The organism is Candidatus Eisenbacteria bacterium (assembly GCA_035712145.1).
In the GTDB taxonomy this organism is placed as follows: Bacteria; Eisenbacteria; RBG-16-71-46; order RBG-16-71-46; family RBG-16-71-46; genus DASTBI01.
The window spans coordinates 1-5073 of record DASTBI010000233.1 but is presented as its reverse complement, the minus strand read 5'-3'; the positions used below and the strand labels follow the sequence as shown (position 1 = coordinate 5073).

At 66.5% G+C, this 5073-nt stretch carries 4 protein-coding genes; 1 reads left to right on the top strand and 3 read right to left on the bottom strand.

What is annotated here, in order from left to right; translation table 11 throughout:
* From VFQ05_16730 to VFQ05_16720, 3 genes are all read right to left on the bottom strand, one after another.
* Positions 1–1071, bottom strand: a 1071-nt coding sequence (locus tag VFQ05_16730; protein HET9328414.1) for a hypothetical protein, incomplete at its 3' end; no start/stop codon positions are given.
* Between the two features lie 66 nt (positions 1072–1137).
* Complete coding sequence (locus VFQ05_16725) at positions 1138–2931, bottom strand: FlgD immunoglobulin-like domain containing protein (GenBank protein HET9328413.1); 1794 nt, start codon at positions 2929–2931, stop codon at positions 1138–1140.
* Positions 2932–3289: 358 nt separating this feature from the next.
* Positions 3290–4444, bottom strand: coding sequence for a PQQ-dependent sugar dehydrogenase (locus VFQ05_16720; GenBank protein ID HET9328412.1), 1155 nt, complete (start codon positions 4442–4444; stop codon positions 3290–3292).
* Between the two features lie 149 nt (positions 4445–4593).
* On the opposite strand from VFQ05_16720, the gene VFQ05_16715 reads away from it, so the two are divergent.
* Positions 4594–5073, top strand: a 480-nt coding sequence (locus VFQ05_16715; protein ID HET9328411.1) for a PQQ-dependent sugar dehydrogenase, incomplete at its 3' end; no start/stop codon positions are given.

The window sequence follows — 5073 nt, the reverse complement described above, 5'->3', positions numbered from 1 at the left end:
CACGTCGATCGAAGCCGAATAGGTCGGCGGGCGGATGCGCCCCACGTAGCGGTCGTCGAGGCTGTTGTTGTCGAGGTCGACCGGACCCATCTGGCGGAGCGCCGAGTCGCGCAGCACCTTGATCCCCAGCCGTCCCGCCGGGGCGAGCCAGAGTCCGCGACCGGGAATGGGCGTTGGGCCGTCCCTCCCCGAGGCGGCATGGCCAAGCTCGAGCCTGGCGAGCCCGACGCCGGCCAGGCCTGTCGGCAGCGAATCAGGATCGGGGGCCGACGCCATCGCAAAGCCGCGGGCATCGGACAGCTTGGTGAGGTCGGACGTGCTCTGCGCGGTGATGTTGTAGAGGTTCAGGTTCCCCGGCCAGATGTTCCCCGGCAGATAGACCGGCACCGAGACCTGGATCGTCGCCGCGCCCGGCAACGTGACCGTCGTGGGCGGCGGGGTGTAGGGAAAGCGGTTGAGCGCATTGAAGCTGTCCGGGTTCGAAGGCGTCGTGAGGCTGATATTGAACTGCTCCGACGTCCCGATGAGGCTGCGCAGGTTGTAGGTGACGGTGGCCGGCGCGCCGGCGGGAGAGGAGAGCACGAAGGGCGACGGATAGAACTCGGGCCGGCCCCCGGTGGCCGCGCGCACCGTGCAAAGCGCGTTCTGGGCCGCCTGTCCTCCGTCGGGGTCATAGGCGAGCTTGAAGGTGATGAACCCCGTCGAAGGATTGGGCGCGCTGAGGGGGACCGTGACGGTGATGGAGACGGTGGTCTGCTGATCGCCGGCGAGGGCGACGGTCCCGGTGGTTGCGCTGAGCTGCGGCGTGAAGATGGTTGCCGTGGTCCCGGAGGGGACCGCGGTCCAGCGGAAGTTGCCGGGCACCCCGTTGGCGCGAATGACGAACGAATACGTGCGCGGCTGGCCGGGCTGGAACGTGACATTGGGTGCGACCAGCTGGGCGGCCGCGGGAGGGAACCAGTCCTGGCCGGATTGCGCGGGCACTGCCAACACGAGGCCCGCGAGCAGGAGGGGCGTCCCTGCCAGGAGCGCCATGGAACGTTGCCGCGAGATGCGGTGGGGGATTCTCATGGTCTTGGCTCAAATCAGCAGGGGCCGGCCTGAAGCCGGCCCCCACGGATTCTCTTTCTGTCGGGATTACTTGACGAGGTCGATACGGACCACGTGGCTATAGCGACCGGCATCCAGGCGCGCGAAGTACGGCCCGGAAGAGACACGGTTGCCACGTGAATCATGTCCCGACCACGAGGCAAAGTGGGTGCCCGCACCGCGGGTCCCGTTCACGAGCGTGGTCACCATGCGGCCTCTCACGTCGTAGATGCGCAGCTTCACCGACGTGCCCGAGCCCGAGCTGCGAGGAATCACGAAGCCGAAGCTCGCGTTGCCCCGCACCGGGTTTGCTCCAGCGTTCACGAACGCGAACTCGTCCCCTCTCAGCAAGCCGGAGACGGGGGCGTCGGCCGGTCCGAACGACTGGATCTGCGCCGGGGTCTGGACGCTCACGTCCAGGCTGTACGTGGGCGGAACCAGAGAGCGCGGAGCGCCCACCGGATCGAGCTCGGAGCCCGACTTGTCGACGATGTGGACGAAGTGGCGGCGCAGGCTGTTCGAGCCGCCCTGAGCCGGGATCGTGAAGACCAGCGAAGCGGCTTCACCCGGAGCGGGAGAGGACGCGGTCGCCAGCACGTCGCCGGAGTTGTCGACCAGCTGGACCACGAGATCCAGATCGTTGCGGAAGTCCCCGAACGTCGGGGCCGCGAAGACCGACACCTCGTCGCCAGGACGTGCGTAGAACCAGTAGTTGTCTTCGTCCCCAGCCGGCCAGATGGTTGCCGCGTGACCGGAGACCGGCACCGTGAGTGCGGTTCCTTCGTCCTCGCTCATCCTGCCGTTGGGCTCGTCGGCGTCGGCTGCGAGCGGTGCGCCCGCCGCGACGACCGTGTAGCTGCCGACCACGACGACGTTCGACACCACGCTCGTGGCGCCACCGCCGGCGGTGCGCATGCCGTAGATGCCGGCAGGAGCCGAGGCGAGCACGACCTTGCCGGAGCCACCCGAGCCAACCGTCGTCCAACCCGCGTCTCTGCGGACGAGCTCGAGTCCATGGCCGCCGGCGGAAACCGTCGACGAGAAGACGTACTGCGAGTCACGCGCGTTCATACCCGTGCCGGTGGGCGGGCCAGGCGGAACGGTGCCGGTGAGCATGCAGGTCAGCGCGACGTTGATGTTCTGATCCGCCAGCAAGGTGGAGCCGGTGAAGGTTCCGGGGCCGGGAGGAAGAGACACGCCACCGGAGGTGTCCGGGGCGTAGGAGTTCGCGAAGTAGCCGGCCTCGGTGTTCATGATGTCCGTGAACAGGAACGGGAAGGTATCGGCCACGCCCGAGACGGGCGCCGGGAACTCGAACACGGCGTAGTAGGTGCCGCCGGTGGCTCCGTCAATGTTGAGCGGGATGTTGTTGACGCCGCCGTTGTTGCTTCCCCTGTACCGGTTGTACCGGAACAGGGTCTGCGTCTTGTCCAGGTTGCCGTTCACGTCGGCGCCGAGCACTCGCACGCTGCGGAACGAAGCGAAATCGCGACCCGGAGTCGCATTCGGGATCTGCACCCGGGAAGCGAACGCCAGATTCGTGATGGTGTACGGAGCACCGAACGGCAGGTCGAACCGAACCGCCAGGAAGCGATTCCGGTTCGCGACCAGGAAGTCAGCCGCCCCGTACTGTGCGACCGTAACCTCACCAGCGCTGGTCGTGAGGCGAGTGCTGCCTGAAGCTTCGAGCCAAGCGGGTGCTTCGTCCATCGGGAGGTACTGGAGACCGTCCTCCGTCGACACGGACGCCTGGGGGGTCGCTGCAGTGGCGGTCGGCGCCACCGGCCCGAGCAGGAGCAAGGCCGGAATCGCCAACCACGGGATGAGTTTGAATCGCGTCATGGCTTGTTCTCCTGGGTGCATAGGGGCCGGTCATGGGGGACATGACCACTGCCCCCGCGCGGGTGCATCAGAGCGGGAGCGAACTGGAGCTTGTCTCGCGACGAAGTTCGGCGGTCACCTCCTGGCGATTCGCATGAACTGTACACTCGGTTCGCCCGGCCGCCCGGACGGACGGGACGACGTATCGAGCAGCCATGATGACTCGGGGGCTAGTTTCCGAGAGGCCTAGGAGTCAACCTGCGGCTCGGCGCTTGACAAAGTTGCCACAAGGCCCGGCGAAGTTCAAGCCTAATCTCGGGCCGGAATGCTTCCGGGCTCCTTATTTTTCAATGATTCATGGCCGATGGTGCTCGAATGGTCAGTTCGCCGGCTTCCCGCCGAGTCGGGAAACGCGACCGTTTCCAGTGAGCACGTAAAGCTCCCCGGCAGAGTCCTGTCCGAAGGAGAGGATGGATCCCGGATTGGGAAGCTCCCACTGCCGATGCTGGATGACGTGGCCGCCGCGCCAGAGAAAACTCCTGATCCAGCCCTGGCAGTAGTCGGCATAGAAATAGTGGCCCACCAGGGCCGGGATCCGGCTCCCGCGGTAGACGAACCCCCCGGTGATCGAGCACCCATCGCCATGGCCGTACTCGACCGCCGGCTGGACCAGTCCCTTCGGATCGCAATTGGAACGGTAGCAGTGGGCCCCCTCCATCTGGTTCCACCCGAAGTTCAGGCCGGGCTCGCGGGCGCCAACGACGTTGATCTCCTCCCACTGGTTCTGGCCCACGTCGGCGATGTAGAGGAGCCCCGCCGGCGGGTCGAAGCAGAACCGCCAGGGGTTGCGCAGGCCCCAGGCCCAGATCTCGCCCCGCATGCCCGGGCTGCTCGCGAAGGGGTTGTCCGGAGGGACGGCGTAGGGGGATCCGGAGTCGACGTCGATCCGGAGCAGGTCGCCGAGCAGGGTGGAGCGGTTCTGCCCATGTCCGTGCGGGTCTCCGCCGCTGCCGCCATCGCCCATGCCGATGTACAGCATGCCGTCCGGCCCGAACAGGATGTGCCCGCCGTTGTGGTTGGCGTACGGCTGGTCGATCTGGATCACCAGCTGGCGGCTCGAAGGGTCGGCAACGTCGGGATCGGATCCCACGCGGAACCGCTCGACGCGCGTGTCGCCGGAGCGATCGGTGTAGTTCACGTAGAAGTACCCGTTCTGCGCATAGCGCGGGTGAAACGCCATGCTGAGCAACCCGCGCTCGCCGCCATAGCCAACCAGCGCGATCAGGTCGATGAATGGCTGCGGGAGGACGGCGCCGTCACGGATGATCCGGATCCTTCCCGACTGCTCCACCACGAACAGTCGTGGATCGCCGGGGGGAGCGGTCAGGTAGACCGGATCCTCCAGGCCGCTCGCCACCGTCTCGAGCGCCAGACCGCGGGCCCGGCGAAGCGGGAGGCCGTTCTCGGCCGCCATGCATCCCGCTGAAGCCAGAAAGGTCGCCTCGGTGGCGATCAGGAATAGCGTCGCGCTCAAGGATCCGAGGTGGTGAGGACGCGGGGCATCACTCGAAGTCATGTCTCTTCCGAAGGTCCTTGACGGTTCCGGCTTGTTTTTCGCTTACTTAATTGACCCATTCCATCCTAAGGGCGAAAGGCCCGGATGACACGTTAGCGGGAGGATAGGTGCAGTCCCCGATCTCGAAGATCCGCAGGTGGCGTCCGGCGCTGGCGTTTGCCAGTCTTGCCCTCGCCGCCGGCTTGCTGGCTTGCGGCAAGAAGAGCACTTCTCCCACGAACCCCAACCCCACGCCGAATCCCACGCCACCGCCCGGGATGACGATCGGCTTGCGGCTGGTCAAGAGCGGCCTCGACCAACCCCTCTTCCTGACCGGCTCGCCGGGCGACACTTCCCGGCTCTTCGTGCTCGAGAAGGGCGGCGACGTGCGGGTCATCAAGAGCGGCAACCTGCTGACGACCCCGTTCCTCAGCGTCCCCGTCGCGACCTCCGGTGAGATGGGGCTTGCCGGGATGGCCTTCGACCCGGGTTATGCGACCAATGGGCGCTTCTACCTCAGCTTCCTGGATCCGTCGGGAGATACGAAGCTGATCCGGTACACGGTCTCGAGCAATCGAGACGTCGCCAACCCATCGGGGCAAACCATT